Here is a 26,933-nt window from a genome sequence, read left to right as displayed (position 1 = left end):
AGCTTAGCACGTTCGCATTCTGCTTGGGTACCTGGAAAAAATGAAAACAAGAAAAAAGCCGGGGATTTTCCCCGGCCAGCTGTTTTCCAGCCCGATCAGGCTTCGAGCAGAATGCGCAGCATGCGGCGCAGGGGTTCGGCAGCGCCCCACAGCAGCTGGTCGCCGCAGGTGAAGGCGGCCAGGTACTCGGGACCCATGGCCATCTTGTGCAGACGGCCGACGGGCACGGTCAGGGTGCCGGTGACGGCGGCGGGGGTCAGCTCACGCTCGGAAATCTCGCGCTCGTTGGGCACCACCTTGGCCCACTGGTTGGCCTTGGCCAGCATGTCGCTGATCTCGTCCAGGGGCACATCCTTCTTCAGCTTGATGGTCAGGGCCTGGGAGTGGCAGCGCATGGCGCCGATACGCACGCAGAGACCATCGATGGGAATGGAGCCCTGGCTACGGAAAGCGGGCTTGCCCAGGATCTTGTTGCATTCGGCACCGCCCTTCCACTCTTCCTTGGACTGGCCGTTTTCCACAGGCACGTCGATCCAGGGGATCAGGCTGCCGGCCAGGGGGGTGTTGCGGAAGTTCTTCTTGGGGAAGGCGTCGGAACGGATGGTTTCGGCCACCTTGCGGTCGATTTCCAGGATGGCGGAAGACGGGTCGGCCAACAGGTCGGCCACGGAAGCATGGATGGTCCCCATCTGGGCGATCAGCTCGCGCATGTTCTGGGCGCCGGCGCCGGACGCGGCCTGGTAGGTCATGGAGGTGGCCCACTCGATCAGGTCGTTCTGGAACAGCCCGCCCAGGCCCATCAGCATCAGGGAGACGGTACAGTTGCCGCCGATCCAGTTCTTGCCGCCCTTGGCCAGGGAATCCTGAATGACGTTCTTGTTCACCGGGTCGAGGATGATCACGGCGTCGTCGGCCATGCGCAGGGCGGAGGCGGCGTCGATCCAGTGGCCGTTCCAGCCGGCAGCGCGCAGCTTGGGGAAGACTTCCTTGGTGTAGTCGCCACCCTGGCAGGTGATGATGATGTCGCAGGTCTTCAGGGCATCCACGGACATGGCGTCCTGCAGGGGAGCCGCAGCTTCCTTGCCGCCGAACACCGGGGCCTTGCCGCCGGCGTTGGAGGTTGAAAAATAGACGGGCTCGATGTGGGCGAAATCGCCCTCTTCCACCATGCGCTGCATGAGGACGGAACCGACCATGCCGCGCCAACCAACCAGACCAACTCGCTTCATCACTGCTTCCTTGGGTAAGAACTTAACGAATGTGTAACGGTATCACAGGCGGCAGGGTTTACCACCTCTGCCGCGCCCGGGGGTTTTCCCGGTATTACAAGGCGGCCAGGACGGCGTCGCCCATCTGCCGGGTGCCCACCTTGGTGGTGCCCGGCTCGTAGATGTCGCCGGTGCGATAACCCTGGGCCAACACCTTCTTCACGGCGTTTTCCACCTTCACGGCAGCTTCTTCCATATTGAAGGTGTAGCGCAGCATCATGGCGGCGGAGAGGATGGTGGCCAGGGGATTGGCCACGCCCTTGCCGGCGATGTCCGGGGCGGAACCGTGGGAGGGCTCGTAGAGGCCCTTGTTGTTGGCGTCCAGGGAGGCGGAGGGTAGCATGCCGATGGAGCCGGTGAGCATGGAGGCTTCGTCGGAAAGGATGTCGCCAAACATGTTGCCGGTGACCATCACGTCGAACTGCTTGGGATTGCGCACCAGCTGCATGGCGGCGTTGTCCACCAGCATGTGGGACAGTTCCACATCCGGGTATTCGGGGGCCAGTTCGTTGGCGATGTCGCGCCACAGCTGGGTGGTTTCCAGCACATTCATCTTGTCCACCGAGCACAGCTTCTTGTTGCGCTTCCTGGCGGCCTCGAAGGCCACGCGCAGGATGCGGCGGATTTCGGATTCGCTGTAGTGCATGGTGTTGAAGCCGAAGCGCTGCTTCTGGCCGTCGATCTCGCGCTCCTCGATACCGCGGGGCTGGCCGAAGTAGATGTCGCCGGTCAGTTCGCGCACGATGAGGATGTCCAGGCCGGCCACCACTTCGGGCTTCAGGGTGGAGGCATTGGCCAGTTCCGGGTAGAGGATGGCGGGGCGCAGGTTGGCAAACAGGTTGAGTTGCTTGCGGATGCCCAGCAGGCCGCGCTCGGGACGCTGTTCCCGGGGCAGGGTGTCCCACTGGGGACCACCCACGGCGCCCAGCAGCACGGCATCGGCGGCCTGGGCCAGTTTCTGGGTGGCTTCCGGATAAGGGTTGCCGGTGGCGTCCACGGCGCAGCCGCCCAAGAGGGCGGTTTCCATCTCGAAGCCCAGGTTCAGGGCTTCCAGCACACGCACGGCTTCCGCCATGATTTCGGGACCGATGCCGTCACCCGGCAGCACACAAATCTTCTTGCTCATGTTCTCTCTCGGAAAAACGCGGCCCCGACACGAAGTCGGCAGGCCGCGACAGATGAATGACAGATCAGGCGAACAACCAGGGCAGCTGCTGCTTGCGGCGATCCTCGAACTCCCGGATCTTGTCCGCATGGCGCAGGGTCAGGCCGATGTCGTCCCAGCCGTTCAGCAGGCACTCCTTGCGGAAGGGGTCCACCTGAAAAGGAATGACATGTCCATCGGGACGCACCACCTGCTGCTGAGCCAGATCCACGGTCAGCTTGAAACCAGGGCTGTACTCGGTAAGACCGAACAGGGCGTCGATCTCGGCCTTGGGCAGAACGAGGGGCAGGATGCCGTTCTTGAAGCAGTTATTGAAGAAGATGTCGGCGAAGGATTCGGCCAGGATCACCTTGAAGCCATAATCCCCCAGGGCCCAGGGGGCATGTTCCCGACTGGAGCCGCAGCCGAAGTTGCTGCGGGTCAGCAGAATGGAAGCGCCCTGGTAGCGTTGCTGGTTGAGGACAAAATTGGGATTCAGGGGGCGCTGGGAGTTGTCCATACCCGGCTCGCCGTGGTCCATGTAGCGCCACTCGTCGAAGGCGTTGGGGCCAAAGCCGGAACGCTTGATGGACTTGAGGAACTGCTTGGGAATGATGGCATCCGTGTCCACATTATTGCGGTCCAGGGGAGCCACCAGCCCATCGAATTTGACGAATTTATCCATTATTCCACTGCCTTCTTGACGGCCTCGCCGCCCTTTTTCATGGTTTCACCCACGGCGTCGCCGCCCTTCTGCAAGGCCTTGCCGACGGACTCGCCACCCTTCTGGATAGCCTCACCCGCCACCTCGACCCCCTCGCGCACATCCTGCTTCACTCCCTGGGCGGTATGGCAGGCCCCCAGCAGTGAGCAGAGCAGCAAAAGATATCCGGTACGCAGCATGATGAGGTTCAGAGAATGTCACGCACATCGGCAAAATGGCCGGCGATGGCAGCCGCTGCCGCCATGGCCGGGCTCACCAGGTGGGTACGCCCTCCCGGCCCCTGACGACCTTCGAAATTACGGTTGGAGGTGGAAGCACAACGCTCCCCCGGCTCCAGGCGGTCGGCATTCATGGCCAGGCACATGGAACAGCCAGGCTCGCGCCATTCAAAGCCCGCCGCCACGAAAATCTTGTCCAGCCCCTCGGCCTCGGCCTGGCGTTTGACCAGACCGGAACCCGGCACCGCCAGGGCCAGCTTGACGCTGTCCGCCTTCTTGCGCCCCTTGAGCACGGCGGCCGCTTGGCGCAGGTCCTCGATACGGGAATTGGTACAGGAACCGATGAAGACCTTGTCGATCTTGATGGACTGAATGGGCGCATCCGGCGTCAGCCCCATGTACTGAATGGCCCGCTCCATGCCCTCGCGCTTGACCGGATCGGCCTCCCTGGCGGGATTCGGCACCGCAGCCGTGACCGGCACCACCATTTCCGGGGAAGTCCCCCAGGTGACCTGGGGCAGGATGTCCTCGGCCCGCAGATCCACGGTGCAGTCGAAACAGGCCCCCGCGTCGGAATGCAGGGTGCGCCAATAGTCCACCGCCTGATCCCAGGCCGCACCACGGGGAGAGAAAGGACGGTCCCGGAGGTAATTGATGGTGTTTTCATCCACGGCCACCAGTCCCAGACGGGCGCCCGCCTCAATGGCCATGTTGCACAGGGTCATCCGCCCTTCCATGGACAGGCCGCGGATGGCGGAACCGCCAAACTCCAGGGCATAGCCGGTGCCGCCGGCAGTACCGATCCTGCCGATGATGGCCAGGGCCACGTCCTTGGCGGTCACGCCCTTGCCCAGCCGGCCCTCGACGCGGATCAGCATGGACTTGGACTTTTTCTGGATCAGGCACTGGGTAGCCAGCACGTGCTCCACCTCGGAAGTGCCGATGCCGTGGGCCATGCAGGCAAACGCGCCATGGGTGGAGGTGTGGGAATCGCCGCAAACCACGGTCATGCCAGGCAGGGTGGCGCCGTTTTCAGGCCCCACCACATGCACGATGCCCTGCCGCAGATCCTTGAAAGGAAAATAGGCCAGCGCCCCCACCTCGCGGATGTTGGCATCCAGGGTTTCCACCTGCTGCCGGGACACCGGGTCCTTGATCCCCTCGTCCCAGTGGTCGGTGGGGGTGTTGTGGTCGGCGGTGGCAACGATGGAGGAAACCCGCCAGGGCTTGCGCCCGGCTAGCTTCAGGCCTTCAAAGGCCTGGGGGCTGGTCACCTCATGCACCAGGTGCCGGTCGATATAAATCAGGGCCGTGCCGTCCGCCTCCTGGTGGACCACATGACTATCCCAAAGCTTGTCGTAAAGGGTTTGCGGCATAAGCAGAATCCCGGGCCGGAAAAGCCTTGAATTATGGCACAGCACCCCGGGCAGAGGGCAAGCCGGAAGCACCTGGGCTCAGCCTGTCCCCAGCTCGGAATCCCGCTCCCATACCCAGCGCCACACCAGCCACCAGCCGGCCAAGGCGAACAGGGCGCTCAAGGTATAGGTCCAGCCAGCGCCCACCCGATCCCAGATCCAGGCACTCAGGAGCCCGCCCAGCAGCCCGCCCGCACCGAAGGACATGCTCGAATAAAGCGCCTGCCCCCGAGCCTGGCTGCTGCCTGGAAACCAGCGACTCACGGCAGCAATGGCAGCGGCATGGTAGGCACCGAAGGTCAGGGCGTGCAGCAACTGGGCCAGAACCACCAGTACCGGAACGGTCACCCCCCAGCCCATCAGCAGGAAACGCAGGGCTGCGGCGGCAAAGCTCAGCAGCAGGATCCGGCGCAGGCCGAAACGCTGGGTCAGACGGGGCATGAACACGAAGATGAGGATCTCCGCCGCCACCCCCAGAGACCACAGGAAGCCCACCTCCGACTTGTTGTAGCCATGATCCGCCAGATGAATGGAGTAGAAGATGTAATAGGCCCCATGGGCGGCAGACATGGTGAAGCAGGCTGCCAGCAAGGCCCGCACCCGGGGCTGGGCCAGGATGCTGCCCACCGGCGCCGCATCCTCTGCCCCTGGACGGGGCGGCGCCTCCGGGACCAGCAGGGCAAACAGCAGGATGCCTGCCAGGATCAGGGTACACACCCAGAGGACCCCGCCCGGCGCCACCCGGTCCAGGAGAGCCCCCGTGCCCAGCACGGTGACGATGAAACCCACCGAGCCCCAGAGGCGGATGCGGCTATAGCGGGCCGCCTGTTCGCGCAGGTGGTCAAAGGTCAGGGTTTCCACCAGCGGCAGGGCGGCACTCCAGAAAAAAGCCAGGACCGCCATGGCCACCAGCATGCTGCCCAGACGCTCCAGCCAGAAAAAGGCGAGAAAGCCCGAGAGGCTGATGACCCCGGCCAGGCGCACGATGGTAATGCGCCGGTGCCCCTGATCGGCCAGCCAGCCCCAAAGGTAAGGGCCGACCAGGCGCATCAACTGCATCTGGGACATGAGCAGGCCGATATCCCAGGCGGAGAAGGACAGGGACTGCAGATAAAGCCCGAAATAGGGGGAAAAGGCACCTACGAAGGCAAAGTAGAAAAAGTAGTAGCCAGACAGGCGCCAGTAGGGCAATTGCATGGAACCGCCAAAGAAAACGGCCGAACTGGGTCGGCCGCTGCTGTTGATCACATGGACGCTCAGGCCGCCTGGGCAGCCACCAGCATCTGGTAGAGCTCGTCTTTCAGCCTGACCCGCTCCTTCTTCATGGCCTCGATGGTGAAGTCATCCACGGGGACATCCTGCCCCTCCAGGGCCTCCACCCGGTTGGTGGAACTATGGTAAGCATCGAACAGACGGGCGAAATGGGCATTGCAGCCCTTCAACTCAAGAATGGTTTCGCGCATTTCGGGAAACTCGTGATGCAGATCATGATGCTCAACTTGCATGGAGATCCTTTCTCTTGGTCATGGTTGCAGCCCCAGTATAGGCCCGCCCTTCCGGGCGGGTCGACCCTGCGGCGCAGCAAGGACCTCACCCCCGGGCAGGCAGGGGCGCCAGGGGCGGCACCACGTCGCCGCACTGGGCGCGGTGGCGCAGGGCATGGTCCATCAGCACCAGGGCCAGCATGGCCTCGGCGATGGGCGTGGCGCGGATGCCGACGCAGGGGTCGTGGCGGCCTTCGGTGGCCACTTCCACCGCATTGCCCTGCACATCCACCGAACGGCGCGGCTGGGCGATGGAAGAAGTGGGCTTGATGGCCATGTTCACCACGATGTCCTGGCCCGTGGAAATGCCGCCGAGAACGCCGCCGGCGTGGTTGGAGAGGAAGCCGGCGGGAGTCATCTCGTCGCCGTGCTCGCTGCCCTTCTGGGCGATGCTGGCAAAACCGGCGCCGATCTCCACACCCTTGACGGCGTTGATGCCCATCATGGCGTAGGCGATTTCCGCATCCAGGCGGTCATAGACCGGCTCGCCCCAGCCCGGCGGCACGCCGGTAGCGGTGACGGTGATCTTGGCGCCGACCGAATCCAGGGACTTGCGCAGGGCGTCCATGTAGACCTCCAGTTCCGGCACGATGGCGGTGTTGGGGGCGAAGAAGGCATTGCCGTCGATGGCGGCGGCGTCCACGAAGGGAATCTCGATGGGGCCCAGCTGGCTCATCCAGCCCCGGATGCTGATGCCGTAGCGCTGCTGCAGCCACTTGCGGGCGATGGCGCCGGCGGCTACGCGCACCGCGGTTTCCCGGGCGGAGGAACGACCGCCGCCGCGGTAGTCACGGAAGCCGTACTTCTGGGTGTAGCCGTAATCGGCATGGCCGGGACGGAAGGTGCTGGCGATGTTGCCGTAGTCCTTGCTGCGCTGGTCCTGGTTGCGGATCAGGAGGCCGATGGGCGTGCCGGTGGTCTTACCCTCGAAGACGCCGGAAAGAATCTCCACCGTATCCGGCTCCCGCCGCTGGGTGACGTGGCGAGAGGTGCCGGGCTTGCGCCGGTCCAGTTCGGCCTGGATGTCGGCCTCAGTCAGCTCCAGCCCGGGAGGGCAGCCATCGACGACGCAGCCGATGGCCGGGCCGTGGGATTCGCCGAAGGAAGTGACCGTGAACAGGGTGCCGAAAGTGTTACCGGACATGATGGGAACCTTGCGAGAAAAACCGGCACCAGGACGCACCGGACAGATGAACGGAGGGGCCGCAGTTTATCACAGGGGCCAGGCCCGCCCGGCCCTACCCCGCCCCCCTGTGCCAACAAAGCTCAGGACATCTGCAAAATCAGCTTGCAGCCCATCAGAATTATTCTAGAATCATACCTCGGTAACAAAACGGAGACTTCCATGCTGGAACGACGCCAACAGACCCGCTTCCATCCGGGTGCCACCCTGCAGGCAACCCTGCTCCCCGATCCGGCCGCAGTCATGGAAAACGGCCACACGGAGCTGCGGGGGCGGGTGGAAGACGTCTCCAGCCGGGGGTTCAAAGTCCAGCTTCCGGAAGCCCTGTGCCGGGGCCTGAAACAGGGACAGAGCATCAAAGGGGAGCTGCACACCGAAGGGGGCAGCCGCTCCTGGAGCGGCAGCATCACTCACCTCAACCCCCGCAGCGGCGGCATCAGCGTTGGCATTGCCCTGGAAACCCGTTATGACGACCCCGCCCCCCTCAGGGAAACAGTGGAGCTGGTGATCCAGGACCCCAAGACCGGCGGCATCAGCCTGCGCCGCCAGGGGGACAAGCTGCAACTGGATGTGATCGGCCATCTCTCCCTGCCCCTCAGCCGGGATTTCCTGCACCTGGTCCGGGGAGGCAGCCTTGCCGCCATCGACTTGAACCAGTGCAAGGGCATGGATTCCGCCGGCCTGGGCATGCTCTGCATTGCCGCCGACGCCCGCATTCCCCTCATCAATGCCCACGGCGTGGTCAAGGACCTGCTGGAAGTTGCCCGCATCCCCCTGAACCAAGACCAGCCCCGTCACCCGGCCAGCACCAACCCCATTCGCGTCAGCAGCCCCGCCAAGCCCCGGGAGAGAAACATTTCCTCAGTCTCCCCTGCCCTCAAGCAGTAGGCTTCTACACCCGACCTGCCTCAGAGGTGGCCGGACGTGCCAGAAGCCGCCCGGCACTTGGTGCATCCCCACAGCCGCCGGATCAGGCAGCAGCAGAACCTTCCGGCCAGTTCTTGATGTAATTCTTGAGCATCCTGTTCTCGAAGCTCTGCTCCTCCAGGACGGCCTTGGCCACATCCAGGAAGGAAATCACGCCCAGCAGCTCCCCACCATCGGTGACAGGCAAATAGCGCATGTGCTTTTCCACCATCAGGCGGCGTAGCTCATTGGCCTCCACCGTGGGCGCCACGGTCACGGGATCCCTGACCATCACCTCCCCCACCCGGACTCCGTCGGTGGAACCCTGGTGGGCCGCGATGGCGGCCAGCACCTCGCGAAAAGTCAGCATGCCCACCATGCGCTCCCCCTCCATCACGACCAAGGAGCCCGTATCCAGTTCGGACATCATGGCCACGGCCCCGGTCAGGGATGCCTCACTGCTGGTGGTGAACAGGGAGGACCCCTTGATCCTCAGAATTTCCCTTACCTGCATGGCTGACCTCTCTAGAAATTATGACTATGGTTGGAGTGCGGGCCATGTTAGAACATCTGCCGCGATAGGGAAAGCCGTCAAAAAGCCTCCTTCCGCTTCCCACACCCAAGGTTTTTGGTTAGGATTGCCGCCTACACCCGTTGGCATTTTCCATGCCGGATCGGCTACTGCAAACCCGCAAGAGGAATCCCATGAGCGAGCACATCCATTACGTTACCGATGACACCTTTGAAACCGAGGTGCTGCAATCCCAGCAACCGGTGCTGGTGGACTACTGGGCCGAATGGTGCGGCCCCTGCAAGATGATCGCCCCCATCCTCGACGAAGTAGCCGCCGAATACGCCGGCAAGCTGAAAGTGGCCAAGGTCAACATCGACGACAATCAGGTTACCCCGGCCAAGTTCGGCATCCGCGGCATTCCCACCCTGATGATCTTCAAGAACGGCAACGTGGAAGCCACCAAGGTCGGTGCCCTGTCCAAATCCCAGCTGACCGCTTTCATTGACAGCAATCTGTAATTCCCCTACCCTGCGGGCCTGAGTCCAGATTCAGGCCCGTCTGCAGTTCCCCTCCCTTTTCCAGAATCTCCCCGGCGTCTCCGGCGCCATCCTTTTCCCTTCGCGTCAACGCACATGCATCTTTCCGAACTCAAGTCGTTACACGTCAGCCAGCTGGTTGAAATGGCTGCCGGCTTCAACATCGACGCAGCCAACCGGCTGCGCAAACACGAGCTGATCTTCGCCATCCTGCGTGCCCACGCCAAGAAAGGCGAGCCCATCTACGGCGACGGCACCCTGGAAATCCTCTCCGACGGCTTCGGTTTCCTGCGCTCCCCGGATACCTCCTACCAGGCGAACACGGACGACATCTACGTCTCTCCGTCCCAGATCCGGCGCTTCAACCTGCGCACCGGCGACAGCATCGAAGGCGAGATCCGCACCCCCAAGGATGGCGAACGCTATTCCGCCCTGACCAAGCTGGACAAGATCAACGGGGAACCGCCGGAAGCCACCAAGAACAAGCTGATGTTCGAGAACCTGACGCCGCTGCACCCGACGCGTCACCTGAAACTCGAACGGGAAATCAAGGCCGAGGAGAACATCACCAGCCGGGTGATCGACATGATCGCCCCCATCGGCGCCGGCCAGCGGGGCCTGCTGGTGGCCCCGCCCAAGTCCGGCAAGACCGTGATGCTGCAGCACATCGCCCACGCCCTCACCGCCAACCATCCGGAAGCCGTGCTGATCGTGCTGCTGATCGACGAGCGCCCCGAGGAAGTGACGGAAATGACCCGCACGGTGCGCGGCGAAGTGGTGGCTTCCACCTTTGACGAGCCCGCCACCCGTCACGTCCAGGTGGCCGAGATGGTGATCGAAAAGGCCAAGCGCCTGGTGGAAATGAAGAAGGATGTGATCATCCTGCTCGACTCCATCACCCGCCTGGCCCGGGCCTACAACACCGTGCAGCCCGCCTCCGGCAAGGTGCTGACCGGCGGCGTGGACGCCAACGCCCTGCAGAAGCCCAAGCGCTTCTTCGGTGCTGCCCGCAATATCGAGGAAGGCGGCTCCCTGACCATCATCGCCACCGCCCTGGTGGAAACCGGCTCCCGCATGGATGACGTGATCTATGAAGAGTTCAAGGGCACCGGCAACATGGAAATCCACCTGGAACGGCGCATGGCGGAAAAGCGCATGTACCCGGCCATCAATGTGAACCGCTCCGGCACCCGGCGCGAGGAGCTGCTCCTGAAACCCGACGTGCTGCAGAAGATGTGGGTGTTGCGCAAGCTGCTCTACCCCATGGACGATCTGGAGGCGATGGAATTCCTGCTCGACAAGATCAAGGCGACGAAGGGCAACAACGAGTTCTTCGACGCCATGCGCCGCGGCTGAGACCGGACTGCAATAAAGCTTTGCATTCCCGGGGCTTTTCCGGGATAATCACGCGCTTTCCAAGGTCGGCCAATATCGCCGACCGCTATTTTCAAGGACCCAGACATGAAAAACGGTATCCACCCCGATTACGCAGAAATCCAGGTGACCTGCTCCTGCGGCAACACCTTCACCACCAAGTCCACCATGAAGAAGGCCCTGCACGTGGAAGTTTGCGCCGCCTGCCACCCCTTCTACACCGGCAAGCAGAAGATCGTGGACACCGCCGGTCGTGTCGAGAAGTTCAACCAGAAGTTCGGCGCCCTGCGCAAGTCTGCCTGAGGCTTCGTCCCGATCCCATAAAAAAGGCAGCCCCTGGCTGCCTTTTTTGTTGATTTCCCCCACCTCCCGACCCCATGCCCGGACTGCCCCGCACGCTGAAACTCCCTCCGTCAGGCTGGACACTGGCTGGCCTGCTGGCCTTCTACATCCTGGCCGGACTGTTCGGTCACGACCCGTGGAAGACCGAGGATGTGATCCACCTGGCCGTGGCCCGGGACTTCCTGGATCCAGGCCATGGCCTGGGCCTCTCCCTGGCGGGCCAGCCCTTCCTGGCCGGACCGCTGTATTACTGGAGCGCGGCCCTGACCGGCAAGCTGTTCGGCTGGCTGCTGCCCATCCACGACGCCCTGCGCCTGGCCAGCGGCCTGTGGACAGCCCTGACCCTGACGGCCGTCTATTACACCGGGCGCGAACTCTACGGCCAGGACAGCGCCGCCGCCTCCCCCCTGCTGCTGGCTGGCAGTTTCGGGCTGCTGGTGCGGGCCCACGAGGCCCAGCCCATGCTCCTGCTGCTAGCCGCCGTCAGTCTGCTGTTGCTGGCGGCCAGCCTGCTCACCAGAAAACCCGGGGCTGCAGCCCTCCTCGCGATGGCATCCCTGGCCCTGGCCGGGCTGGGTTGCGGCCTGGCCGGCCTGCTTCCCCTGCTAGTCCTGTTCCTGCCTGTCGCCCTGCTCCAGGCCCAGCCCCGGCTGAGCCTGCTGCCCCTGGGATTGAGCCTGGTCGGCGGCAGCCTCCTGCTCCTGGGTTGCGGCCTGCTCCTGGCCAAGCTTGCCCCCCTGTGGCTGGACGCCTGGCTGCTGCGGGAATGGACCCTGTTCGCCACACCTCCCCGTTACCTGAGCGACCTTTACGGGCTGCTGGGCATGCTGCCCTGGTTTTCCTGGCCCTTGCTGCCCCTGGCCGGCTGGAGCCTGTGGCAGCAGCGCCGGCAGTGGCGGACCCCGGCCATCCTGCTGCCCCTGACCCTGCTGCTCGCCCTGCTGCTGCTGCTGCCCCTGACCCTGAGCGCCAAGGAAACCACCGCGATCCTGCTTCTCCCCCCCCTGGCCCTGCTGGCCACTCCCGGGGTCCTGTCCCTGCGCCGGGGCGCGGCCAACGCCTTCGACTGGTTCTCGGGCATGGCTTTCAGTGTCTTCGCCATCCTGCTCTGGGTGGGCTGGTCGGCCATGATCTTCGGCTGGCCGGAACGACTGGCCCGACGGGCCGTGGAACTGGAACCCGGTTTCCAGGGCCGCTTCGATCCCTTCTTCTTCGGCCTCGCCCTGCTGGTCAGCCTGTGGTGGATCTGGACCCTGCCCGGCCTGCCCCGCTCTCCCTACCGCAGCCTGATCCGCTGGACCGCAGGACTGGCCACGGCCTGGCTGCTGACCGTATCCCTGTGGCTGCCCTGGATCGATTACGGCAAGAGCTACCGCAAGCTGGCTGCCACCCTGGCGGCCCAGATGCCAGACCGGAAGGGCTGCATCGCGGAATTGAATCTGGGGGATGCCCAGCGGGCTTCCTTTGCCTACTTCGAACGCCTGCGCTTCACCCCTCTGGACGGGGACGGGCATACCCATTGCCGCTGGCTGCTGGTCCAGGGCCATTCCCGGACCGAGCTGAATCCGCCGGGCCGGGGTTGGCAACGGGTCTGGGAAGGCAACCGGCCCGGGGACCGCAAGGAGCGCTTCCGCCTCTACCGGCGCAGCGCCGATTGAGCCTCCGAATCAGGGCAGTGTGTTGAGGTAGGCCGCCACGGCCTTGATGTCCTCGTTCTTCAAGGGGGCCACGGCGCTGGACATCTGGGGATCCAGCCGTTCACCAGTCTTGTCCCGGTAACGGGTGATGGAGCGGTTCAGGTACACCGGATGCTGCCCGGCCAGGCGGGGGATGGTCTCGTTACCCCGGGCCTGGTCCCCATGGCAACGGGCACAGAGCTTCACATAGACCTGCCGGCCGGCGGCCACCGGAGCGGCTTCCTGCTGCCCCGGGGTGGGTTGCTGCCCCGCATAGAACAGGGCGATCTGGATTTTTTCCTCATCCTTCAGGACCTTGATCAGCCCCTGCATGAACTCATCCTTGCGCTGACCGCTGCCGAACTTGCGGATCTGCTCCAGCAGATAGGCCGGGTTCTGGCCGGCCAGGTTGGGGACTTCCGGCAAGCGGCTGACGCCGTTGTCCCCATGGCAGTTGGCGCAGAAGAAGGAGGCCTTGCGCCCGGCCTCCACCGCAGCCTGCACGGCGGCGGGGTCTGCCTGGATGGCCTGTAACCTGGCGTCAGCCCCATAGGCGGGAAATACCAGCCCGGCGAGCAGGGCCAGCCCCAGTGTGCGCCGCATGTTGCGCTTCATTTCAGCTTCTCCTCCCGGCGCCTAGCACCGTATAAAGTGTTCCCGGTAGTACTTCAGTTCCTCGATGGATTCGTAGATGTCGGCCAGGGCCACGTGGGTCCCCTTTTTCTGGAAACCCTTGTACACCGCCGGAGTCCAGCGCTTGCAGAGTTCCTTGAGGGTGCTCACATCCAGATTCCGGTAGTGAAACCAGGCCTCCAGAGCCGGCATGTAGCGGGCCATGAAGCGACGGTCCTGACAGATGGAATTGCCACACATGGGCGAGGTGACCTGGGGCACGTACTGCTGCATGAAGGCCAGCGCCTCGGCTTCCACCTGGGCTTCCGTATGCCGGGTCGCCCGCACCCGCTCGATCAGCCCGGAACGGCCATGGGTCTTCTTGTTCCAGTCATCCATGGCATCCAGCACCGCTTCCGGCTGGTGCACCACCCAGACGGGGGACTCCGCCACCACGTCCAGGGTGGACGTGGTCACCACCATCGCCAGTTCGATGATCCGGTCGGAATCCGGATTGAGCCCCGTCATCTCCATATCCAGCCAGACGAGGTTTGTTGCATCACGTGCCATATAATTGCCCGAAACCTGAAAGTCGATATTGTGTCATATCCTCATGGACCACATCCTGACTCCAACCTTTAGCGTCGCCTTCCTCCTTGCCCTTGGGCTTTCCGCCATTCTGCGCCTCTGGCTGTCCTGGCGCCAGGAGCGCTTCGTCCGGAGCCACAGGGATCAGGTCCCCGCCGCGTTCAGGGAACACATCAGCCTGGCCGCTCATCAGCGGGCCGCCGATTACACGGTGGCCAAGACCCGGCTGGGGCGGCTGGCCCTGGGGGTGGAGCTGGCCCTGCTCCTGGCCCTGACCTGGGGCGGCGGGCTGCAGGCCCTGCACGGATTCTGGTCCGCCCATCTGGAAGGCCTGTATTACGGCATGGCCCTGATCGCCAGCGTGGTGATCATCACCAGCCTGGTGGATCTGCCCCTGGACCTGTACCGGCAGTTCCGCCTGGAGGCCCGCTTCGGCTTCAACCGCATGACCCCGACCCTGTTCCTCTCCGATCTGATCAAGCAGACCCTGGTCTCCGCCCTCCTCGGCCTCCCCCTGCTGGCTGCCGTGCTCAGCCTCATGGACGCCATGGGACAGGCCTGGTGGCTGTACGTCTGGCTGCTGTGGATGGGTTTCAACCTGCTGGTGCTGTTCGCCTACCCCCTGTGGATCGCCCCCCTCTTCAACCGTTTCACCCCCCTGGCCGACGGCGAGGTGAAGGCGCGGGTCCAGGCCCTGCTGCAGCGGGGTCATTTCGGCAACCGGGAACTGTTCGTGATGGACGGCTCCCGCCGCTCCAGCCACGGTAACGCCTACTTCACCGGCTTCGGCAAGGCGCGCCGCATCGTCTTCTTCGACACCTTGCTGGAACGGCTCTCCCCGCCCCAGGTGGAAGCCGTCCTGGCCCATGAGCTGGGGCACTTCCACCATCGCCACATCGTCAAGCGGATCATCGGCATCTTCAGCCTGTCCCTGGTCTTCCTGGCCCTGCTCGGGCAATTGCTGGAGGCCCCCTGGTTCTACCAGGCCCTGGGTCTGGAACAGGGCAACACGGCCCTGGCCCTGGTGCTGTTCGCCCTGGTGATACCGCCGTTTACCTTTCCCCTCACCCCCCTGTTCAGCGCCCTGTCCCGTCGGCACGAGTTCCAGGCCGACGCCTACGCAGCCCGGCTCGCCGCCGCCGAGGACCTGAGCGCCGCCCTGGTGAAACTTTACGAGGACAATGCCGCCACCCTGACCCCGGACCCCCTGCATTCCCTCTTTTACGACTCCCACCCTCCTGCCGCCCAGCGCATCGCCCATTTGCACGCTCCCTTGCACGCCCCCCCATCCCCCGCCTAGGAGACCATCATGCGCACCCTCATCCTGCCTGCCCTGCTGTTTCCCCTGCTGGCCCATGGCGCCCCCGAACTGGATCAGGGGGACCCGACGGCCGGCAAGGCCCTGCACGACAAGGACTGCATCAGCTGCCACCAGCGCATGTACGGCGGCGACGGCTCCCGCATCTATACCCGCGACGGGCGGGTCCTGAGCGACAAGCTGGAACTGCTGCAGCGGGTGGCCGCCTGCAATGCCCAGATGAACACCGGCTGGTTCCCGGACGAGGAAGCCCACGTGGCCCGCTATCTCAATCAACAGTATTACCAATTCAAACAATGACTTCGACCCAACTCCATCCGGCCTGCCGCCGGCACGGCGCTTGAGCGCCCCCCTCACCGGCCTGGTGGTCGCCGCCCATGGCCGCCAGTACCGGGTTGAACTCCCGGACGGGGAAACCCTGTTGTGCTACACCCGGGGCAAGAAAAGCGAGGTGGTCTGCGGGGACCGGGTCCAGGTTCAGGGAACCGGCGAGGGACAGGGGGTCATCGACCTGGTGGAGCCCCGGCACAGCCTGCTCTACCGTTCCAACGAAATCCGCCAGAAGCTGATTGCTGCCAACGTGGATCAACTGATCCTGGTGGTGGCGACGGAACCGGCCTTTTCCGAACTGCTGGTGAGCCGCTGCCTGATCGCGGCGGACAGTCAGGGCATTGCCCCCCTGATCGTGCTCAACAAGAGCGACCTGGAAGAACGCCTGGGCCCCGCCCGCCAGCGCCTGGCCACCCTGATCCAGCTGGGCTACCCGGTCCTGGAACTCAGCGCCAGACAGGGGGCTGCCCCCCTGCTTCCCCATCTGCAGGGCAAGACCAGCGTTCTGGTGGGACAGTCGGGCATGGGCAAATCCACCCTCATCAACGCCCTGATCCCCGAAGCCCGGGCCGCCACCCGGGAAATCTCCGCCGCCCTGGATTCCGGCAAGCACACCACCACCCACGCCACCCTCTACCACCTGGACCGGGACAGCCACATCATCGACTCCCCCGGCCTGCAGGAATTCGGCCTCGGCCACCTGGACCAGGGCGACCTGGAGCAGGCCTTCCCGGAATTCGCGCCCTACCTGGGCCAGTGCCGCTTCCGCAACTGCCAGCACCAGCAGGAACCCGGCTGCGCCCTCCAGGCCGCCGCCGCCGCCGGCCACATCCACCCGGAACGACTGCAGCTCTTCACCACCCTGGCCCGGGAAACCCGCCGGGGCTGAACCCCGCCTGCTTCCAACGATATGGCCGCTGGCCAGCCCTGGCCCTGCCTGGAGGAGGCGGGGCCAGGGGAAAGTTTCAGAGAAATTCTCTGAAAAACACTCAACAAAAAGTTGACCACGCGAATAATAGTTATTATCATCCACCCATACATCATCACCTGTGAGGCACCACACACTTTATGGAAACCTTGGAAAAGGCAGCGGCCAGCAAGGCCGCCCTGTCCAACGCCCAGGTACTTTCCAAGCTGAACGACCTTTACAAGGAAGCCTTTGCCCACGACGGGTTTGCCGAGATCCGGGTGGAAATCCGCATCCTGCGGCGGGGGCAAAAAGAGGTCATTCTGCACTGCGGAAAACAGTACCGGTTCGTAGTGGACTACACACCCGCCACGGCATCCTGCCACTAGGCGTGGTCTGACCTTTTCCGGCCAGGGTGAGCCTGGCGGATGAGCACGATTTACAGGCTGGCGACGAGGGGTCGCGGCGAAATTTTCCGGCAATGGCGCCGGACCTTTCGTTAAAAAACCTGGTGCAGGAGTTTCCCGGAGGGGAAATCCGGAACCATCATCCGCAAGGAGTTGTACTGATGTTGACCAAACTCATGGCCATGTCCAAGGCCGAACTGAAGTCCAAGCTGCAAGCCCTGGACATTTCCGCCGTCAAGGGCCGTGCCCTGCGCCGCAAGTTCGAAACCATCCGCAGCAAGAAGGAAGGCGGCTTCACCCTGCTGGAACTGCTGGTTGTCGTGGCCATCCTGGCCGCCATCGCCGGCACCGCCACCATCATGCTGCAGGATACCGACCGCAAGGGCGCCGCCGCTGCCCACGTGGCCATGATGGATGAGCTCTCCAAGGGCATCCAGACCTTCCGCGTGCTGAACGGCGGGAATTATCCCGACAACTGGGACTCCCTGATGTTCAATGCCACCAACTCCCTGGCCGGCGCCACCGTCTCTTCCGTGCTCAACACTGATCTGGTCGGCAACCTCACTGCAGGCACCCTGACTGCAGCCGACCTGGCCGCGCTGCAAAACGTGGGCATCACCACCGCCCGGGTGCTGGACCCCACAGCCACCCCGCAAGACGTGGCTGCCGGCGGTTGTGCTGATGCCAGCATCAAGGCCACGATCACCGACAAGGGCAACAACGTCACGGCCCAGAACATCTTCCGGCCTGCCACCGCCAATGGTTGCGGCTATGCCGCCAATGCCACCCTGGCCGACGGCGACGCCGTGATGGTGTGGAGCGGCGGTCCGGAGCGAGCCGGCCTGCCTTCCGGTTCCACCAACAAACTGGTGGCCTTCGGGGTTGGCGCGGATGCTTCCCTGTTCAACCCGACCACCATCGGCGCCCTCTCCAACGTGCCCGTCTATCGTCACGTGAGCAATGACGAATACAACCGCTTCGTCGTGCTGTGGAACGTTTCCACCGCCGGTGGTCAGGCCACCTTCCAGGCCATCATCGACGGCGCAGGCGACACCAAGGACGAAGAACTGGGTGAAGTGGACAACGTCCGCCGCACCTAAGCAACTGGTTCATAGCGCGGGAGCCCTGCGGGGCTCCCATCCCCGGCCGGCACCTCCGGGTGCCGGCCACCTCAGCTCCTGACCCTGAACTGACCTCATGTACGCAACCCATGTCCCGGGCGGGCCGGGCCTCAGGTCCTGCTGCGCCTTTTCCGGCTTCACCCTGATCGAACTGCTGGTCGTCTGCAGCCTCCTGGCTGCCGTCTCCATGCTGGCCTGGGGCATGTACGGGGACGTGGACCGGCGTACCGAAGATCAACTGGCCCGGGTGGAACTGCTCCATCTGGCCGATGCCCTGAAACGTTTCAGGGCCGATACCGGCTACTGGCCCGGGGAAGGTCCCTTCACCCTGGCCAGCGCCGAACCCTGCAGCGGCACCGGGGGCGCCATCGAGCGCAGCTGGGCCCTGCCCGCCGATGATGGGGAACGGGACACCTGGTTCCTCTCCCCGGCCAACCTGGCCCTGCTCTATCAGCGTCCGGCCCTGTGCCCCGATCATCCCCTGGGCCACCTGGAAAACTGGGACCCGATACAGCGCCGGGGCTGGAACGGCCCCTATCTGCCCCTGCAGAACCGCCACTGGGTGGACCTGGGCAGTACCACCCCGATCACCGGCACCAAGGCCGCCAACATCCCCGCTTTCGCCAGCGGCCCCCGCTTTGCCCCGGCCGACAACGGCTACCAGTCCTGCGACAGCGCCCTGCCCGGCTGCTACCTGGGCTGGCGTAGCCTACCCGACAGCAGTGCCGGCTACGACGCCGGCCAGCACGAGTTCCTCACCCACGCCCGGCCCTTCCTGACCCTGGGTCTGGACAGCAACAACCATCCCCGGGTGATCTACTGGGGTCCCGACGGCCGCTACGGCGGCACCCACCCCGATGACCCCTGCCTGCCCAACGGCACCGACCCGGACGGCCTGGATGACCAGGTGATCTGCCTTTGAACCCTACCCCTCCATGATCATGAACCCGCGCCCCCTGTCCTCCTCCCTGACGATCCTGGCCCTGGCCTGCGGCCTCCTGGCCGCCCCCCTGCCGGCCTGGAGTGCCGAACCGGCCCCGGCCGCCTCCAGCAAAAGCGACCCCCGGGACAGCTACCGGAGCGTGCAGCTCCAGGAACTGGTGCCCGCCTCCCGCATGACGGACGGCCGCCGCGCCATCTTCGCCCCCACGGGGGTGCGCTTCCAGGCCAGGCTGGCCCAGGGTCCCAGCCCCCAGAAGGCCGAATACCTGCAGCAGGTGATGGGCATGATGGGCATCTCCCCCCTGCCCAGGGTGAGCCAGCGGGTCGTGCTCGATTACGGCGGCGACAAGCCCCTGGCCGCCTACGTGGAGGAAAGCGCCGCCGGCCGCATCAACCAGGAACTGAAGGTGGGCGACAGCCGCACCTTCTACGCCTACCACGTCTACAACAACCGCCAGGGGCCGGCCCTGGTGATCACCTCCTTCGGCAACTGAGTCCATGCAGGCCCGAGGCTTCACCCTGATCGAACTGCTGGTGGTGGTCTCCATCCTCTCCGCCACCGCCGTGGCCGCCTTCAGCTTTGCCGCCGAGGACCGGGCCCAGGTGCGTCTGGATGACACCCGCAACCGCCTGGAGCTCCTGCGACGCAGCATCCTGGGGCTGGAAGGACCCGCCTACGGCGGCGAAGTCCGGCTCTCGGGCTACGTGGCGGATAACGGGGTGCTGCCCGAGAACCTGCTGGCCCTCACCACCCGACCCCCGGCCCTGGCGGAGCGGGACAGCGTCACCCCGGTGTTCAGCACCAGCTTCAGCGGCGGCACCTGCATCCAGACGGGCACCCCGGCCTCGGTCAGCTGGGGCAGCGACGCCACCTTGATCAAGGGCCATGCCGGCAGCTACCTGCGCGGCCGGGCCCATAACGGCCAGCTTCGGGACGGCTGGGGCAACCAGTCCCTGAACGACGACGGAGAGAACTTCGGTTGGGCAGTGGACAGCTCCGGCAGCCAGTCCCTCAGCATCACCAGCCTGGGGGCCGACAACACGACGGGGGGCAGCAGTCCGGCCGAGGCAGACCAGGGCATGGACATCGTCGCCGCCGACTGGCAGCTAAGCCTGGATGGCTGGAACGTGACGCTCAGGAATCGCCGCAGCTCGCCCATTACTACCACTACCTCCTTCAAGGCCGCCCTGCTGGTGTTCCAGAACGGCGCCGCCGGCCCCCAGTGGCTGCGTTACACCACCAGCGGCAACAGCTGCAGCAGCGACCTGGCCCCGGGGGAGAGCTGCACCCTGAGCTTCGGCCCCACTTCCAGCTGTGGCACGGGCAACCCGGCAAACCTGGTGCCCATGGGCCGCCACCTGCTGGTCCTGCTCAACGGCAGCGACATCCACTCCAGCAGCGCCCCGAGCGTCGCCCAGGTGGCCTTCCATCCCGGTGCCGACCGGCCCGCCGCCGTCCTGGAGGTCCGCTGATGCCCTTCTGGTCCCGTCTCAAAGCGGCCGCGAGTCCCGGCAAGCGCACCCCTGGCGCAAGCCTCCGGACCCTGCTGCGGCAGCGCCTGCTGATCCTGGCCTGGGACGTGGGCGGCCTGAGCGGCGTGGTGGCGGAACAAGGCGCCCGGGACGAGGCATGGCAGCTCTCCCCCCCGGTCTGTTCGGGAATCACCGATTTCGGCCATGCCCTGGACGAGGTGTTGGCCCACCTGCTTCAGGAGGGGGTGGCCCCGCCCCGCCACTGCTGGCTCCTGTCCCGGCTGGTGGTGCCAGCCCTGGTGGATCTGCCCGTGGACCCGGAATCCCCCCGCCCGGCGGCCCAGATGCGGGAGCTGGTGCGCAGCGAGATGGAGCCGGTGGTGGCGGAATTCGGCGCCCTCTGGAGTCTGGGCGCCGTGCTGGAGGCCCGGGGCCTGATCGACGCCGCGCAACGGGAACAGGTGGTGCTGGAACTGGCGGTACGCCGGGAGCAATCCGGCAATCCCGTCAGCTTCGGCCGGGTGGCCCTGGAACTGGAGATGATCAGCCAGAGCCAGCTGGAGGACGCCCTGAAGGTTCAGGAAAGCCTGCAAATGCTGGAAAGCGACCTGGCCTGCGGCTGGGCCGGCCACGTTCCGGCTGAGGGGCAGACCCCGGTCTGGCTGGCCTGCGCCACCGGCCTGAGCACCTGGGAGCAATGGGAACGAGCCTGCCGCCAGCGCAACCTGCGCCTGGTGGCTGCCAGCCCCCTGGCCTGGGCCGCCAGCGAAACCCCGGGGGAAAGCGAAAGCCGTATGGCCCTGGAAATCCACGGGGAAGACGTGGTGGCGGTGCTGCGCCACCGGGGACACGTGGCCTCGGCCCGCAGCGAGGGCCGGCTGGAGCGCCCCCTGGCCGCCGACTGGCTGGGGCGCCTGATCCAGGACTGGCGGGCCATGGGCATCCAGGACCTGGAACTGGTCTGCCTGGAAAAACGGGACGAACCGACCCTGCAGGACATCCTGGAGCAGATCGGCACCCGTTACGGCCACGCCCCCCAGTTGCGGGACTACGGCCAGACCTGGCAGGCCCTGCTGCAGCACCAGGCCGGCCAGTTCCGGCAGCGCCAGCCCGCCCTGCCTCTGATCCGCGAAGGCCGGCCGGCCAAGCCCCTGGTGCGGCGCCCCGGCTTCTGGCACCTGCTGCTGCCCTGCCTGACCCTGGCTGCCCTGGGCGGGCTGGAAGCCTGGCAGCGCTGGCAGATCCACAAGCTGGAAACCCACTTCGCCACGATCCAGGCCACCGAGAAGAAAAATCTGGAACTGGCCCAGACCACAATCCGCTTCAACCAGGAAATGCAGCAGGTCAAGAAGGACCTGGACCAGGGCCGGCAGCAACTGGCCCGGCTGCTCACGGAGGTGGAGCGGCTGCAGACCATCGAAGCCATGGGCGCCCACCTGCCCCGGCTGCTGCGCACCCTGGCCCGGGGCGTCGGCGACCAGGTGGTGCTGGAATCGGTGCACAACGCCAAGGTCGGCACCAGCGACATGAACCGCATCCGGGTAACCGGCTGGTCCCCCGACTATGGCGCCGCCCAGGCCTTCGCCCTGCGGGTCCAGGAACTGGTCTCCCAGGACCAGGGCTACGGGGTGGCCAACACCGACGTCAGCGCCAGGCCCGGGCGGGAAGGCAAGCCCGGCTACGGCGTGTCCTTCTGGCTGGTGCCCGTGGAAGAAGACCTGGAAGGCACCCATCCCCTGGAGAAAAACCAGCCATGAAACCCCTGAGTTCCCGCTGGAAGAACCTGCCTCCCCGGCAGCGCCATTTCTGGGTCGGTGGCCTCTGCGGCGCCCTGGCCCTGCTCTACGGCCTGCTGCTCTGGTACCCCGGCCGCCAGGCGCTGCAGAAACTCCAGTACCAGGAAGAAAAAATGGCCGTGCGCCTGAAGACGAGCGGCAAGAGCGACGGCAAGCCCCCGGCGGTGCTGGACCTGGGGGGCCTCAACCCGGGCCAGGCCAGACAGGAGCTGGAGCGGGTGCACAATTCCCTGGGACAGCTGGAAGCGGAACAGCAGCGCCTGAACGGCCGCTTCATCCCCCTGGAGGATCTGGAATCCCTCCAGGCCCTGAAGTCGGAGCTGACCCGCCTGGCGGAAAGCGGCGACATGGAAGTGGTGGCTCTGGAGCACATCTACCGGGAGGAAGAGGACCGGGACCGCCCTCCCACCGTGGAGCTGCTCAAGGAAGCCGCCCAGGCCAATCCCTACAAACGCCCCCTGCTGCGGCTCAAGGCCCGGGCCAGCTACCGGGGCCTGATGCAGTTTCTCGATGGTCTGGGGTCCCTGACCCACATTGCCGCTCCGGTGTGGAGCCAGATCCAGGTCCAAAGCGCCAAGCCCAACCCGGACGGCAATCCCCTGCAAGGCAGCAGCACCCCCAAACAATGGCTGGAAGTGGAGATCCGTCTTGCCGTCTGAAACCTGCATCAATCAGCACTGGAGTCGTTTCCAGGCCCTGCTCGCCGCGATGCCCGCGGCAGGCGCCTCGGACCTGCACCTGGCCGCCGGCAGCCGTCCCCACTGGCGCCGCCACGGGGAACTGGAATGCTGCGACGAGGCGAACTGGGAGGATGCCCAGCTGGAGGCCGTGGCCGCGCAGCTCCTGGACCCGCCCCGGCAGGCGGATTTCGCCCGCAGCGGCAGCGCCGACCTGGGCCACAGCTCGGCCTCGGGGGAGCGCTTCCGCCTCAACCTGTTCCGCACCCTGGGGCGGCTGGCCCTGGTGGCCCGCCACCTGCCGGAACGCTTCGCCAGCCTGGGGGAACTGCACCTGCCGCCCGTATTGAAGGAACTGGCCTACCTGCCCAGCGGCCTGGTGCTGGTCACCGGGGTCACCGGCAGCGGCAAGAGCACCACCCTGGCCACCCTGATCCACGAGATCAATGCCCATTGCCGGCGCCACATCCTCACCATCGAGGACCCGGTGGAGTTCGTGCATCGGCCCCGGCAGAGCATCATCAGCCACCGGGAGCTGGGCACCGACACCCCGGACTTCGCCCTGGCCGTGCGCGCCGCCCTGCGGGAGGACCCGGACGTGATCCTGGTGGGCGAATTGCGCGATACGGAAACCATGCGCGCCGCCCTGACCGCCGCCGAGACTGGCCACCTGGTGTTTTCCACCCTGCACACCGCCGACGCGGTGGGGGCGGCCGAACGCTTCATCGGCGCCTTCCCCGGGGAAGAGCAGGAACTGGCCCGGCGGCGCCTGTCCCTGGTGATGAAGGCCGTGGTGGCCCAGCAGCTGCTGCCCCGCCTGGACGGCCGGGGCCGGGTACCGGCGGTGGAAATCCTGCGCGGCACCCCGGCGGTGATGAACCTGATCGTCTCCGGCCGCTCGGCCCAGATCTACTCGGCCATGGAATCCGGGGCCGACTTCGGCATGCAGACCTACGACCAGTCCTTCGCCCAGCTGGTCCGGGAGCGCCAGGTGGACGCCGACACGGTGCAGCCCCTGGCCCGCAACCCCGACGGCTTGGCCTGGCTGGTGAAGCACGGCCAGCTCCCGGGAGCCCGCCCATGAGCGAGCTGGCCGAAGCCACCCTGATCCAGGCCGGCCTGCAGGCCGGTCTGTTCGACAATGACCAGGTGGCGCGCCTGCGCCCCCTGGCCCGGGCCCAGCGCCAGAGCCTGCTGGACGCCCTGGCCGGGGAGCTGTCCCTGCCCCAGACCGCCTTCTACCTGGCCCTGGCCCAGGTGCGCGGCCTGCCCTATGCCCGGCTCGGCAGCTGGCCGGTGGACGAAGGGGCCCTGGGCCGCCTGCCGGCCACCCTGCTGAAGCGCCATCCCATGGCCCCCCTGAGCGATCCGGAAGGCCGCCTGCACCTGGTGGTGGCCAACCCGGACGACGCCCTGGGGGTGGAAACCGCCCGCCGGGTGGTGGGCAACCTGCCTCTGGCCCTGGCCGAACCGGAAGGACTGGCCGCCCTGCTGCGCCGGCTGCGCGGCCGGGAAGCCAGCCAGGAAGGGGCCGGCGAGGACCCGGTGGGCCTGTTCCAGCGCATCGTCCGGGAAGCCGGCCTGCGGCGCGCCTCGGACATTCACATCGAAGCCATCAAGAACGGGGTGCAGGTGCGCCTGCGGGTGGATGGCCGCATGGAGGCCCTGGGCGCCCCCCTGGCCCGGGACCTGGGGGATGCCCTGATTTCCCGGGTCAAGGTGCTCTCGGGCATGGACATCGCCGAAAGCCGCGCGCCCCAGGACGGGGGCCTGGCCTACCCGGTGCGCGAGGGGGGCGAGCCGGTGGAAATGCGGGTTGCCTCCATCCCCATCAAGTTCGGCGAGCGGCTCACCCTGCGGGTGATGAAGAGCGACCCCAACCGCCAGAAGCTCGATGCCCTGGGGCTGCCGGCGGCCATGGCGGCACGCCTGCGGGATGCCCTGGGCCACCCCCACGGCATCGTGCTGGTCACCGGCCCCACCGGCAGCGGCAAGAGCACCACGCTCTATTGCGCCCTGCGCGAACTGGACGCCGACAGCCTCAACATCCTCACCGCCGAGGACCCGGTGGAACAGGTGATTCCCGGCATCTCCCAGGTCCAGGTCAATGCCAAGGTGGGCTTTGCCAGCGCCCTGCGCTCCTTCCTGCGGCACGACCCGGACGTGGTCCTGGTCGGCGAGATCCGCGACCTGGACACCGCCGACGTGGCCTTGAAGGCCGCCACCACCGGGCACATGGTGCTGTCCACCCTGCACACCAACAGCGCCCCCGGGGCCATCACCCGGCTCCAGGACATCGGCTGCGAGCGTTTCCTGCTCGGCGCCACCCTGCGGGGCATCCTGGCCCAGCGCCTGGTGCGCCAGCTCTGCCCCCACTGCCGCCGGGAGGTGGAAGCGGATGCCGCCGCCCGGCAGCTGCTCCAGCAACCGGCGGATGCGCCGCTGCGGCTCTGGGAGCCGGCGGGCTGTCCCCGCTGCCTGGGCTCGGGTTACCGGGGCCGGATCGGCCTCTACGAAGCCCTGTGGGTGGACGCGGAGCTGGCGGCCGCCATCGCCGCCGGAGCTGGGGAACGGGAACTGGCGGCCCGGGCCCGGGACTACTGGCGCCTGGCCGACGATGCCCGGGCCAAGGTCCTGGCCGGCCAGACCAGCCTGGAAGAAGCCCGGGTCTATCTGCAAGAGGTGGGGGCATGAGCCAGTACGCCTACCTCTGCCTCGGAGCCCAGGGCCAGGAACTGCGCGGCCAGCTGGAGGCGGCCGGGGAAACGGAAGCCCGCAGCATCCTCAAGGCCCAGGGCCTGAAGGTGCTGCACCTGGCCGAAGGCCGCCTGGGCGGCAACTGGCGCGAGCAGCTCGGACGCCTGGGCCACTGGCTGTCGCGCATGCGCTCCATCGGCACCGGCGACCTGGTGCTGTTCTACCGCCAAATGCAGCTCATGCTCAGGGCCGGCCACACCCTGCTGGAAGCCCTGACTGCCTGTGCCCACCTGAGCAGCAAGGGGCGCATGGTGGATGCCCTGGGCCGCATCGCGGCCGCCATCCAGCGGGGCAGCAGTCTGTCCGCCGCCTGCAGCAGCGAGAAGGAGCTGTTCAACCGGCTGGCCGGGAAGCTCCTGGAAGCCGGCGAGGCCTCGGGGGAGCTGGACGCGGTGTTCGAGCGCCTGTCCATGCTCCTGGAACGGCGCGGCGAGGTGCGGCGCCAGCTGATCACCGCCCTGGTCTATCCGGGCTTCGTCCTGCTCGCGGCCATCGGCGTGATCTCCTTCCTGGTGCTCTCGGTGGTGCCTCGCTTCGCCACCTTCCTCACGGGCCGGGGCAAGGCCATTCCCTGGGCCGCCCAGACCATGCTCGACAGCGCCGACTGGCTCGGCCAATGGGGCTGGCTGATCGGCATGGGCGTCATCGGCCTGGGCATCAGCCTGCCCCTGCTGCGCCGCATTCCCGCCGCCCGTTTCCAGATCGACCGGCTGGTGGTGCGCCTGCCGGTCCTGGGGGGCGCCATCACCTCGGCGGCCATGGCCCAGGCCACCTGGACCTTCGGGGTGCTGGTGAAAAGCCGCCTCACCGTGCTGGAAGCCCTGCGCACCTGCACCCAGGTGGTGGCCAACGCCGGCTTCTCCCGGGCCTTCGCCCGGGCCGCCGACCAGGTGCTGGTGGGCCGCACCCTGGCCTCGGCCCTGGACCAGCCGGCCCTGCCCCGGCTGGTGCGGCACATGGCCGCCGTGGGGGAAAAGAGCGGCCAGCTGGACACGGTCATGGAATCCCTGGGGCTGCACTACCAGAAAGAGCTGGATGCCCGAGTGAAGCTCCTGGCCGCCATGATCGAGCCGGCCCTGACGGTGGTGATCGGCGGGGTCGTGGGCTTCGTCTATTACGCCTTTTTCCAGGCCATGCTGGCCGTCTCCACCGGAGCCTGAG

Annotated in this window: 29 protein-coding genes; 18 read left to right on the top strand and 11 right to left on the bottom strand. The window is 66.1% G+C overall.

Annotated elements, in window-relative coordinates:
• Positions 1-95: 95 nt before the first annotated feature.
• The 8 genes from asd to aroC all read right to left on the bottom strand — a co-directional run bounded on the left by asd (position 96) and on the right by aroC (position 7,457).
• Positions 96-1,229 (bottom strand): aspartate-semialdehyde dehydrogenase, encoded by a 1,134-nt coding sequence (gene asd, locus G474_RS0112385; RefSeq protein ID WP_026687255.1) that lies wholly within the window; start codon positions 1,227-1,229, stop codon positions 96-98.
• 94 nt (positions 1,230-1,323) lie between these two features.
• Positions 1,324-2,394, bottom strand: coding sequence for a 3-isopropylmalate dehydrogenase (gene leuB, locus G474_RS0112380; RefSeq protein ID WP_026687254.1), 1,071 nt, complete (start codon positions 2,392-2,394; stop codon positions 1,324-1,326).
• 64 nt (positions 2,395-2,458) lie between these two features.
• Entirely contained in the window at positions 2,459-3,097 is a 639-nt protein-coding gene (leuD, locus tag G474_RS0112375) for a 3-isopropylmalate dehydratase small subunit (RefSeq protein WP_026687253.1), read from the bottom strand.
• Positions 3,097-3,315: an entericidin EcnAB gene (locus G474_RS0112370; RefSeq protein WP_245589358.1), complete on the bottom strand. Its 219-nt coding sequence runs from the start codon at positions 3,313-3,315 to the stop codon at positions 3,097-3,099. The genes leuD and G474_RS0112370 overlap by 1 nt, the downstream gene beginning before the upstream one ends.
• An 8-nt stretch (positions 3,316-3,323) precedes the next feature.
• Entirely contained in the window at positions 3,324-4,730 is a 1,407-nt protein-coding gene (gene leuC / locus G474_RS0112365) for a 3-isopropylmalate dehydratase large subunit (protein ID WP_026687251.1), read from the bottom strand.
• A 78-nt stretch (positions 4,731-4,808) separates the two neighbouring features.
• Positions 4,809-5,966, bottom strand: a complete 1,158-nt coding sequence (locus tag G474_RS0112360) for an MFS transporter (protein WP_026687250.1) — start codon at positions 5,964-5,966, stop codon at positions 4,809-4,811.
• Positions 5,967-6,025: 59 nt separating this feature from the next.
• Positions 6,026-6,274: an HP1242/YdcH family protein gene (locus G474_RS0112355; protein WP_026687249.1), complete on the bottom strand. Its 249-nt coding sequence runs from the start codon at positions 6,272-6,274 to the stop codon at positions 6,026-6,028.
• 85 nt (positions 6,275-6,359) lie between these two features.
• A complete protein-coding gene (aroC, locus tag G474_RS0112350) occupies positions 6,360-7,457 on the bottom strand; it encodes a chorismate synthase (protein ID WP_026687248.1) in 1,098 nt (365 codons plus the stop codon).
• A 201-nt stretch (positions 7,458-7,658) separates the two neighbouring features.
• Between aroC and G474_RS22140 the strand changes: the two genes are divergently transcribed.
• Positions 7,659-8,384, top strand: a complete 726-nt coding sequence (locus G474_RS22140; RefSeq protein WP_026687247.1) for a PilZ domain-containing protein — start codon at positions 7,659-7,661, stop codon at positions 8,382-8,384.
• Between the two features lie 82 nt (positions 8,385-8,466).
• Here G474_RS22140 and G474_RS0112340 read toward each other — a convergent pair whose 3' ends face one another.
• Positions 8,467-8,916 (bottom strand): CBS domain-containing protein, encoded by a 450-nt coding sequence (locus tag G474_RS0112340; RefSeq protein WP_026687246.1) that lies wholly within the window; start codon positions 8,914-8,916, stop codon positions 8,467-8,469.
• A 191-nt stretch (positions 8,917-9,107) separates the two neighbouring features.
• Here G474_RS0112340 and trxA point away from each other — a divergent pair, with 191 nt between their 5' ends.
• The 4 genes from trxA to G474_RS20645 all read left to right on the top strand — a co-directional run bounded on the left by trxA (position 9,108) and on the right by G474_RS20645 (position 12,826).
• On the top strand, positions 9,108-9,434 hold the full coding sequence (trxA, locus tag G474_RS0112335) for a thioredoxin TrxA (protein WP_026687245.1): 327 nt from the start codon (positions 9,108-9,110) through the stop codon (positions 9,432-9,434).
• A 114-nt stretch (positions 9,435-9,548) separates the two neighbouring features.
• Positions 9,549-10,808 (top strand): transcription termination factor Rho, encoded by a 1,260-nt coding sequence (gene rho / locus G474_RS0112330; RefSeq protein ID WP_026687244.1) that lies wholly within the window; start codon positions 9,549-9,551, stop codon positions 10,806-10,808.
• Between the two features lie 105 nt (positions 10,809-10,913).
• Positions 10,914-11,129: a 50S ribosomal protein L31 gene (rpmE, locus tag G474_RS0112325; RefSeq protein WP_026687243.1), complete on the top strand. Its 216-nt coding sequence runs from the start codon at positions 10,914-10,916 to the stop codon at positions 11,127-11,129.
• Between the two features lie 74 nt (positions 11,130-11,203).
• A complete protein-coding gene (locus G474_RS20645) occupies positions 11,204-12,826 on the top strand; it encodes an ArnT family glycosyltransferase (RefSeq protein ID WP_043464266.1) in 1,623 nt (540 codons plus the stop codon).
• A 9-nt stretch (positions 12,827-12,835) separates the two neighbouring features.
• On the opposite strand, the gene G474_RS0112315 is transcribed toward G474_RS20645, so the two are convergent.
• Positions 12,836-13,459: a c-type cytochrome gene (locus G474_RS0112315; protein ID WP_026687242.1), complete on the bottom strand. Its 624-nt coding sequence runs from the start codon at positions 13,457-13,459 to the stop codon at positions 12,836-12,838.
• Positions 13,460-13,480: 21 nt separating this feature from the next.
• Complete coding sequence (gene orn / locus G474_RS0112310; protein WP_026687241.1) at positions 13,481-14,026, bottom strand: oligoribonuclease; 546 nt, start codon at positions 14,024-14,026, stop codon at positions 13,481-13,483.
• Positions 14,027-14,069: 43 nt separating this feature from the next.
• On the opposite strand from orn, the gene G474_RS0112305 reads away from it, so the two are divergent.
• The 13 genes from G474_RS0112305 to G474_RS0112245 all read left to right on the top strand — a co-directional run bounded on the left by G474_RS0112305 (position 14,070) and on the right by G474_RS0112245 (position 26,932).
• Complete coding sequence (locus G474_RS0112305) at positions 14,070-15,344, top strand: M48 family metallopeptidase (protein WP_211228111.1); 1,275 nt, start codon at positions 14,070-14,072, stop codon at positions 15,342-15,344.
• A gap of 9 nt (positions 15,345-15,353) precedes the next feature.
• On the top strand, positions 15,354-15,662 hold the full coding sequence (locus G474_RS0112300; protein ID WP_026687239.1) for a c-type cytochrome: 309 nt from the start codon (positions 15,354-15,356) through the stop codon (positions 15,660-15,662).
• Positions 15,663-15,702: 40 nt separating this feature from the next.
• Positions 15,703-16,581, top strand: coding sequence for a ribosome small subunit-dependent GTPase A (gene rsgA / locus G474_RS0112295; RefSeq protein ID WP_026687238.1), 879 nt, complete (start codon positions 15,703-15,705; stop codon positions 16,579-16,581).
• Between the two features lie 179 nt (positions 16,582-16,760).
• Positions 16,761-16,988, top strand: coding sequence for a hypothetical protein (locus G474_RS0112290; RefSeq protein ID WP_051282261.1), 228 nt, complete (start codon positions 16,761-16,763; stop codon positions 16,986-16,988).
• 179 nt (positions 16,989-17,167) lie between these two features.
• On the top strand, positions 17,168-18,106 hold the full coding sequence (locus G474_RS0112285) for a type II secretion system protein (protein ID WP_026687236.1): 939 nt from the start codon (positions 17,168-17,170) through the stop codon (positions 18,104-18,106).
• Positions 18,107-18,203: 97 nt separating this feature from the next.
• On the top strand, positions 18,204-19,049 hold the full coding sequence (locus tag G474_RS20640; RefSeq protein WP_043464263.1) for a type IV pilin protein: 846 nt from the start codon (positions 18,204-18,206) through the stop codon (positions 19,047-19,049).
• A 13-nt stretch (positions 19,050-19,062) separates the two neighbouring features.
• The gene (locus G474_RS22135) at positions 19,063-19,563 is read left to right on the top strand and encodes a hypothetical protein (RefSeq protein ID WP_051282260.1); all 501 of its coding nucleotides are present in this window, start codon (positions 19,063-19,065) and stop codon (positions 19,561-19,563) included.
• Between the two features lie 4 nt (positions 19,564-19,567).
• The gene (locus G474_RS0112270; RefSeq protein WP_026687235.1) at positions 19,568-20,542 is read left to right on the top strand and encodes a prepilin-type N-terminal cleavage/methylation domain-containing protein; all 975 of its coding nucleotides are present in this window, start codon (positions 19,568-19,570) and stop codon (positions 20,540-20,542) included.
• The gene (locus tag G474_RS24435) at positions 20,542-22,299 is read left to right on the top strand and encodes a hypothetical protein (RefSeq protein WP_026687234.1); all 1,758 of its coding nucleotides are present in this window, start codon (positions 20,542-20,544) and stop codon (positions 22,297-22,299) included. The genes G474_RS0112270 and G474_RS24435 overlap by 1 nt, the downstream gene beginning before the upstream one ends.
• Entirely contained in the window at positions 22,296-22,997 is a 702-nt protein-coding gene (locus G474_RS0112260) for a hypothetical protein (protein ID WP_026687233.1), read from the top strand. Before G474_RS24435 ends, G474_RS0112260 begins: the two co-directional genes overlap by 4 nt.
• Positions 22,987-24,099: a type IV pilus twitching motility protein PilT gene (locus G474_RS0112255; protein ID WP_051282259.1), complete on the top strand. Its 1,113-nt coding sequence runs from the start codon at positions 22,987-22,989 to the stop codon at positions 24,097-24,099. The genes G474_RS0112260 and G474_RS0112255 overlap by 11 nt, the downstream gene beginning before the upstream one ends.
• On the top strand, positions 24,096-25,709 hold the full coding sequence (locus G474_RS0112250; RefSeq protein WP_026687231.1) for a GspE/PulE family protein: 1,614 nt from the start codon (positions 24,096-24,098) through the stop codon (positions 25,707-25,709). The genes G474_RS0112255 and G474_RS0112250 overlap by 4 nt, the downstream gene beginning before the upstream one ends.
• A complete protein-coding gene (locus G474_RS0112245; protein WP_026687230.1) occupies positions 25,706-26,932 on the top strand; it encodes a type II secretion system F family protein in 1,227 nt (408 codons plus the stop codon). The genes G474_RS0112250 and G474_RS0112245 overlap by 4 nt, the downstream gene beginning before the upstream one ends.
• Position 26,933: the final 1 nt, after the last annotated feature.

The sequence above is a fragment of the Azovibrio restrictus DSM 23866 genome (assembly GCF_000429665.1).
In the GTDB taxonomy this organism is placed as follows: Bacteria; Pseudomonadota; Gammaproteobacteria; order Burkholderiales; family Rhodocyclaceae; genus Azovibrio; species Azovibrio restrictus.
Note: the sequence above shows the minus strand (reverse complement) of the source record. Positions and strands in the feature narration are given on the sequence as shown.

What these genes read in the sequence shown, in the direction of transcription:
- rho (WP_026687244.1), top strand. Translation starts at nt 9,549, where the DNA reads ATGCATCTTTCCGAACTCAAGTCGTTACACGTCAGCCAGCTGGTTGAA.
- G474_RS0112355 (WP_026687249.1), bottom strand. Translation starts at nt 6,274, where the DNA reads ATGCAAGTTGAGCATCATGATCTGCATCACGAGTTTCCCGAAATGCGC.
- G474_RS22140 (WP_026687247.1), top strand. Translation starts at nt 7,659, where the DNA reads ATGCTGGAACGACGCCAACAGACCCGCTTCCATCCGGGTGCCACCCTG.
- aroC (WP_026687248.1), bottom strand. Translation starts at nt 7,457, where the DNA reads ATGTCCGGTAACACTTTCGGCACCCTGTTCACGGTCACTTCCTTCGGC.
- G474_RS24435 (WP_026687234.1), top strand. Translation starts at nt 20,542, where the DNA reads ATGCCCTTCTGGTCCCGTCTCAAAGCGGCCGCGAGTCCCGGCAAGCGC.
- G474_RS20640 (WP_043464263.1), top strand. Translation starts at nt 18,204, where the DNA reads ATGTACGCAACCCATGTCCCGGGCGGGCCGGGCCTCAGGTCCTGCTGC.
- leuD (WP_026687253.1), bottom strand. Translation starts at nt 3,097, where the DNA reads ATGGATAAATTCGTCAAATTCGATGGGCTGGTGGCTCCCCTGGACCGC.
- G474_RS0112360 (WP_026687250.1), bottom strand. Translation starts at nt 5,966, where the DNA reads ATGCAATTGCCCTACTGGCGCCTGTCTGGCTACTACTTTTTCTACTTT.
- G474_RS0112270 (WP_026687235.1), top strand. Translation starts at nt 19,568, where the DNA reads ATGCAGGCCCGAGGCTTCACCCTGATCGAACTGCTGGTGGTGGTCTCC.
- G474_RS0112370 (WP_245589358.1), bottom strand. Translation starts at nt 3,315, where the DNA reads ATGCTGCGTACCGGATATCTTTTGCTGCTCTGCTCACTGCTGGGGGCC.
- leuB (WP_026687254.1), bottom strand. Translation starts at nt 2,394, where the DNA reads ATGAGCAAGAAGATTTGTGTGCTGCCGGGTGACGGCATCGGTCCCGAA.
- orn (WP_026687241.1), bottom strand. Translation starts at nt 14,026, where the DNA reads ATGGCACGTGATGCAACAAACCTCGTCTGGCTGGATATGGAGATGACG.
- G474_RS0112285 (WP_026687236.1), top strand. Translation starts at nt 17,168, where the DNA reads ATGTTGACCAAACTCATGGCCATGTCCAAGGCCGAACTGAAGTCCAAG.
- trxA (WP_026687245.1), top strand. Translation starts at nt 9,108, where the DNA reads ATGAGCGAGCACATCCATTACGTTACCGATGACACCTTTGAAACCGAG.
- G474_RS22135 (WP_051282260.1), top strand. Translation starts at nt 19,063, where the DNA reads ATGATCATGAACCCGCGCCCCCTGTCCTCCTCCCTGACGATCCTGGCC.
- G474_RS0112300 (WP_026687239.1), top strand. Translation starts at nt 15,354, where the DNA reads ATGCGCACCCTCATCCTGCCTGCCCTGCTGTTTCCCCTGCTGGCCCAT.
- G474_RS0112305 (WP_211228111.1), top strand. Translation starts at nt 14,070, where the DNA reads ATGGACCACATCCTGACTCCAACCTTTAGCGTCGCCTTCCTCCTTGCC.
- G474_RS0112340 (WP_026687246.1), bottom strand. Translation starts at nt 8,916, where the DNA reads ATGCAGGTAAGGGAAATTCTGAGGATCAAGGGGTCCTCCCTGTTCACC.
- G474_RS0112315 (WP_026687242.1), bottom strand. Translation starts at nt 13,459, where the DNA reads ATGAAGCGCAACATGCGGCGCACACTGGGGCTGGCCCTGCTCGCCGGG.
- G474_RS0112245 (WP_026687230.1), top strand. Translation starts at nt 25,706, where the DNA reads ATGAGCCAGTACGCCTACCTCTGCCTCGGAGCCCAGGGCCAGGAACTG.
- G474_RS20645 (WP_043464266.1), top strand. Translation starts at nt 11,204, where the DNA reads ATGCCCGGACTGCCCCGCACGCTGAAACTCCCTCCGTCAGGCTGGACA.
- G474_RS0112290 (WP_051282261.1), top strand. Translation starts at nt 16,761, where the DNA reads ATGGAAACCTTGGAAAAGGCAGCGGCCAGCAAGGCCGCCCTGTCCAAC.
- G474_RS0112260 (WP_026687233.1), top strand. Translation starts at nt 22,296, where the DNA reads ATGAAACCCCTGAGTTCCCGCTGGAAGAACCTGCCTCCCCGGCAGCGC.
- leuC (WP_026687251.1), bottom strand. Translation starts at nt 4,730, where the DNA reads ATGCCGCAAACCCTTTACGACAAGCTTTGGGATAGTCATGTGGTCCAC.
- asd (WP_026687255.1), bottom strand. Translation starts at nt 1,229, where the DNA reads ATGAAGCGAGTTGGTCTGGTTGGTTGGCGCGGCATGGTCGGTTCCGTC.
- rpmE (WP_026687243.1), top strand. Translation starts at nt 10,914, where the DNA reads ATGAAAAACGGTATCCACCCCGATTACGCAGAAATCCAGGTGACCTGC.
- G474_RS0112250 (WP_026687231.1), top strand. Translation starts at nt 24,096, where the DNA reads ATGAGCGAGCTGGCCGAAGCCACCCTGATCCAGGCCGGCCTGCAGGCC.